The organism is Calothrix sp. CBUCES-K 9914, from assembly GCF_059640475.1.
The window spans coordinates 1-5,949 of the sequence record NZ_JBXXZH010000394.1 but is presented as its reverse complement, the minus strand read 5'-3'; the positions used below and the strand labels follow the sequence as shown (position 1 = coordinate 5,949).

Here is a 5,949-nt window from a genome sequence, read left to right as displayed (position 1 = left end):
TAAACCACAAACCTTGTAGAGACGCGTTCACGAAGTGTACCGCAGGTAAATTTCGCGTCTCTAGATCTGCGAAATCATTACAATCTACCCTTAACCGAGCAGTATTGCATTCCACCTTACTATCAAGTAGTTTGAAAGATATTCTGCACCATTTTTTTATCAAGTCTTGCAGAAATTTTGTCCAACTCAGAAACTTCGTTAGTATCCAATAACCAATTTTTGGCGCCAATATTTTCTTGTGCTTGTTTTGGTGACTTGGCACCAGGGATAGGGATAGTGCCTTTAGCGATGCACCAGTTGATTGCGATTTGGGATATAGTTTTATTTCTGGTGCCAGCTATTTCACGCATACATTCTAAAAGCGGTTTCATTCCGGGTAACAGTTGTCTACAAACCAAACCACGAATACCTTTTGGATATGAATTTTCAGAATATTTCCCAGTTAGTAAACCTAAAGCAAGTGGACTATAAGCAATTAATTTTATACCAAGTTCATCACAAACATCTTTCAATCCTAATTGAGTAACAGGATAAGTAGATAACAAAGAGTACTGTACTTGTAAAGTAGCAATAGGTACTCCACGCTCAGTAAATCTTTGATGTGCCCATTTTAGGCGCCTAGTACCATAATTAGATAATCCTACACCCTTAACTAAACCTTGCTGATACAAATCAGCCAAACCATCCAGAAGTACACCTTCTTGCCAGGGTGCATAATTAGCGGTAGACCAATGCATTTGCACTAAATCAATATTTCTACCAAGACGTTTTGCGGAAGCTTTACCAGCAGACACCATCGACTGACGGGTTAACCTCCAAGGGTAAGCAGCGAGTTTGGTCGCAATACAAATATTTTCTTGATTGGTGCCAGTATAAGATTGAGAAAAGCCTCCTAAAAGTTGTTCACTGCGACCATTGAGTTTACCAGTTCCATAAGAGTCACCAGTATCAAACAAAGTTACACCGTTTGATACACATAAATTAAAAACGGCTTGTAAATCCGAGTCCATACTTTCATCGTATCCCCAAAGCAAGCGGTTTCCCCACGCCCAAGTTCCACAACCCATAATAGGAAGTGATAAGGAAGAAGCTACATAAGGGGTAGAGGAATTAGACATTGGCGAAGTAGTATGAACGGGATACTATTATATTTTCTCACCTTTAACAACAATTACTGCAAACTAATAGAAGGCACCTCTGGTACAAATCATAACTATTAACCGCTTCTAAAGCTAATTAACAATATGCGCTAAACTTGATAGCGTTGCCGTTAATCTAGCTTTGTTGTTATGGCTCGTCTGGGGGGGGGGTAACGAACTAGCTTAAAAGCCTTATGCCGTAAAGGTTATAGATGAGTGACCGCTTGAAAGATAAAAGTAAACTTAGAACAAAGCCCAACGAAAAATAAGACTTTTGTACAAAGCTTATTGATTATAGAATCAATAAAGTATAAAAATGGGGTTTATCTTTTTATGGCACGCGCGCTTATAACTATTGCTGTGTCTCAGGTTCAGAGGTTTTCGTCACCCCCTCAGTACAGATACACAAGTACCCATTACAGTAGAACATATAAATACAGCTAAAGAAATACTAATCGTGCGTAAAACTACTCACCTTGATTCACTTGCAAATAGACTAACTGAAACAAGAAATTTAAAATTAATCATCCGTTACATCCGTTGCTAGTTCTGCGTTTTCTGCAAACCTAATTAAATTGCTTAAACCCAAAAATTACCTAATATTTTTCTCTCGTGACTTCAAAAACTGTCGAACTTCTTCTTCCTGTCCTAACGGCGCCCCAGCATTGAGATAATGTTGAAAAGCATCCTCAACTTCGACTAAAGTTTCTCGCTCAACAAGTGCCCTAATTGCTTGACCGAGGTAGTAATAAATAGCAGGATTTTCTGGGTCTTGTTGTCTAGCTTGACGTAACTCGCTAACCGACCGAGCAAGATCGCGATCGCTTTCCAAAAGCGCGCGACCAATATAATAGCGTGCATCTGCGTTCTTTTGTTCTCCCTGTTGGTCAACTGCTTTTTCTAAAGCTTTAATGCTTTCGTCATACTCGCCAAGCACATAATAAATTACACCTAAATTTAAGTAACCCTCTGGGTCTATATTGTTACGCTGCTCGATTAGGCACCGCAAAATGAGAATAGTTTGTTTAATAGGCTCTTGAGTAATTTTCTCAAAACGCTTTTGCAAGTTACCTTCGCTAACCGCGTTGCTAAAAACTATTTCATCAAGGTTGTTCCCAACAAAGTACGGTTGCGAAGATTCTTTATTCTCGATAGGATATTTAATCAACTGACGGTATGTCAGGGTGTCGGGGTTAGCTTGTTGCAAAGTCTTAATTAGCGCGTGTGTCAAAGTACCATAAGTTGTTTGCCCTGTACTTTCTTGAGATGCTGAAAATTCTTCAACTTTGAAACCAAGCTCTCTGCTTTGTGTAAATTTGATTGACTCTTGATAAATGGAGAGACGACCAATTTTGAAAGCAAGGTTGGTTAAATCCCGCTTCTTTTCACGAAGTAAGATTTCACGAGTACGCGACTGAGCTTGTGTCTCCTCACGATCAATGTATCGGCTACTGTCTTTATTCCAACCAGCATCAATAATTGTAATCAGGTTTGTGGGAGCTTTACCTACAAGTGCAGCCAGTTCATTTAACGTAATATCGCTAACACGATCAATCATATCTTTATCTGTCCAACCATCCACACTGATAATTGTTGGAATATCCTCAGCACCAAAAGAACCATTACCTGCAAAGTAAAAGAAAGCTGATGCTTGCTGTCCTTTCTCAACGAGTTTCTGGAACTCCTCAATAATAGCTTGGCGGGTTGCATCACTATCCAGTAGCAGCTTGATATTTGCTTCCTGAAAACTGTATTTACTAATTAGGACTTGTTGAAGGGAGCGGACATCGTTGACTGCACCGCGTACTTTAGGAATTTCGGGTTTAATGTAATCGTCGATGCCGACTAACAAGGCATATTTTTCGTCAGTTTCTAAATGTTCAATTTGAGTCATTGCCTCCTGCATTTGAGCCACATATGTTTGTGACTCGACAAGCGCAAGGTGTTTTTGGAAAGTTGAGCGCGCATCCTGATAACGCTTTGTGCGGAGTTGAGCAATACCAAGGGCGAAAATTGTCTCAGCATCAGAGGCTGGTTGTCCACTTTGGTCAATAGCAGTTTGCAAGAAGTGTAGAGCTTGCAAGTAGTTGCCTTTTTCTAGGAACGCGCGGCCTAGGCTGTGATAAAATTTTGGAAAGGGAGTTTCAAGAATTTCTCCAAATCTAACATAGCAATTCTCGATATGTTCTAGTGTGAAGGGTAAGTAATTGCGACGTTGGCTGAAGTCAAACAACTTGAGGAAGTAATCAACGCTGGAAAATAAATGCTGGTTTTTATCGCCAATCACTAGGGGTGTCTGCCTGTCTTGAAAACGCTGCTGTAATCTATTTGTTATCAGTTCAATCAACTTACCCTGTTTAAGGTTGGATGAGGATTGCCGCAATTCTTCTACAAAATTGTAGGTAAAAGCTCCAAAATGATGACCATCTTCAGATCTATATTCACGGCTCATCTGATTAGGTGAGGCACATAAGAAAAGTGCGTAATTCCCTTGTTGACGGGCAAGGTTGACTAACTCGGCACGAGGCATCGTATCGATTATCAGTGTTTTGTTCCCAGAAATAGAGCTAACGTGAGTATGTAATTCTTCAACGGTAATATCCTGCCCAGAAATAGTTCTGCTGTCGTAGGCTACAAGGTAGCCATCCGTGACATCTCCACTAGACACTGCATGACCGCCGAAATAAATGACAATAATATCATTTAGCAATGTTTTACTTTGCAACTCACCTAGCGCCTTTAGTATTCCTTCATGGGTAGCATCAGCATCAGCAAGAGTAGTTATGTTGCCAGGAGGGAAAGCATATTTTTCGGTCAACAATTCCCGCATTAATTTAATATCATTACCGGGTCCTTGAAGAGAATGAACTTTACTTTCAGGATGATAATTAGCAATACCTATTAACAGAGCATATTTGTTGCTTGGTTTGTAATTGGATAGCCAAGGTACATATTTTCTAAGCCACGGTGCTTTTTTATCTTGAGGATTTTTAGTTAAAAATAATTGCAAATATTTTAATGCGCTTTCATATTCACCCTGTTTCGCGTAAGCTATACCAAGGTAATAAGCAGCATCAGGTAGAGTATTAGCCTTCATTGCTACTAGAAATGCCTTAATCGCTTGGGGTATATTGTTAACTGCCATCAACGCTAGACCCAATTGTAGGTTAGCTTCTGGAAAGTGTCGTTCTGGAGATAAGCGCAGAGCTTCTTGTAGCTGCCAACTAGCTGACTCAAATCGGCGTCTGTCATCTAGTAGCAATGCCAATCGGTAAAGTTCGCAACCAACCTCATAGTGTTGTTGGGCAGAGATTCCTGCTGTGATTGTAATTGCTAGATCGCGGTCAAAAGAATTTGCACCGATACAAGGGTGCTGTTTATTATCAGTAGCCTTTTGTACATTTTCACGCACGTATTCAAATAACTCACCAACACTGACAACACCATTTCGTGATTTGTCAGCCTCACCGCGCATCCCTTTTAACAGGTAGTAAGTAAAGACACCATGACCACCACCCCACTTGACATCCTCAAAAGAAACTTCATTAGCCTCCGCAGAAGTGAGTAGAGCGATACCTCCTCTGGCTTTACTCACTTCTTGCAAATAGCGATTTACAACTGCCGTGCTATTGTCAGTATTTCTTCGTCCTATCCCTCCACCAATAGCCGCACTATGACAGGTATCCGCGAGAACAATCACTCTTTCTGCTAGCAGATTTTCCTTTAAAGACAGGTCTATCTCGCGCATCGGTAGTGCAGTTCCAGAAATATCATCAGGGTCTGTGTCGTGTGTTATTAAATATACAATACTTGGGCGTTCCAAATCCGGTCCACCGTGGCAAGCAAAATAAATCAAAACAATATCTTCTTTCGCTGGCTTTTTCAGGAAGCTGCGTAGTGCCCTAGTAATTTTAGCTGTTGTCGCGTCTTCATTAGTAAGTTTGATAATATGGTCAGCTTCAAAGGCGCCTCCAGAAGGAGTTAGCAGGAGTTTATAAAGTTCCTCTGCATCGCGGTCAGCATAGTTTAAATTTAAACTCTGATGTTTATACTGGGAAATGCCAACTACAATTGCCCAGCGTTCAGCATAAGCTGGATAAGAGATATTCTCAGTTGATGTGGGCTTAATTTGACGATCATTTGCACTTAGCTTTTCCTCTGAAGTCTCAGTCATATTTATTTTTATGGTTTATTTCAATCCAATTAAATATTTGTCTTGCCAGGGTTTAAAACCCTGGCGTGTCAGTGTTTACGAGATTGACTCAAGTGCTTTGGCAAGCGCTTCTAAGCCAGCAGGATGAGTAAAGTAGCTGAGGTGGTCGCAGGCAATATCTGGTAATATTTTGGGTTGAGGTGAGCGGTCGTAATTCACACTTTTAATGCTATCTAAAGTTACCGCAATATCGTTAGGTTGCTTAAAAAAGACCAAATTTACTACGCGATCGACAGCTTGACCGAATAATTTTTGCATTAGTTTTTGCAGGAAAATAGTTTGCTTTTCGATGTCCGTTTGTGATGCTGTGGAACTTAGCGACCTGTCACCAGCAATAATAGTGTAAGGAACGTGAGGGTCTGGGTTTTTTGCTATTTCTTGCAGAAATTCACAGTTTGGTTGCATTTGTTCCAGAGAATTGTCATTGGCTTCCAAAAGTTCTACTAATTTGGCTAATATTTTCACAGGCGGAACAACGGTTGAAAGTTGATTTAACCCCATGCCAAGAAGTGCAAAAGCTAAATCTTGTACTTTACCCGGATTTCTCACAAAGTTTTAGGAAAGAGGGGTCAAAAACTGCCAAAATGTATATTGCAA

General features: G+C 40.4%; 2 protein-coding genes and 1 pseudogene. All 3 read right to left on the bottom strand.

What is annotated here, in order from left to right:
• Positions 1–122: 122 nt before the first annotated feature.
• Positions 123–1,118 (bottom strand): aldo/keto reductase, encoded by a 996-nt coding sequence (locus AC2JBO_RS42235; RefSeq protein ID WP_496959603.1) that lies wholly within the window; start codon positions 1,116–1,118, stop codon positions 123–125.
• Positions 1,119–1,731: 613 nt separating this feature from the next.
• Positions 1,732–5,313, bottom strand: coding sequence for a caspase family protein (locus tag AC2JBO_RS42230; protein WP_496959602.1), 3,582 nt, complete (start codon positions 5,311–5,313; stop codon positions 1,732–1,734).
• A gap of 75 nt (positions 5,314–5,388) precedes the next feature.
• Positions 5,389–5,886: pseudogene (locus AC2JBO_RS42225) on the bottom strand (DUF7379 domain-containing protein); the annotation flags it as partial.
• Positions 5,887–5,949 lie beyond the last annotated feature (63 nt).

Coding starts and splice junctions, on each gene's coding strand:
- AC2JBO_RS42235 (WP_496959603.1), bottom strand. CDS start 1,118: ATGTCTAATTCCTCTACCCCTTATGTAGCTTCTTCCTTATCACTTCCT.
- AC2JBO_RS42230 (WP_496959602.1), bottom strand. CDS start 5,313: ATGACTGAGACTTCAGAGGAAAAGCTAAGTGCAAATGATCGTCAAATT.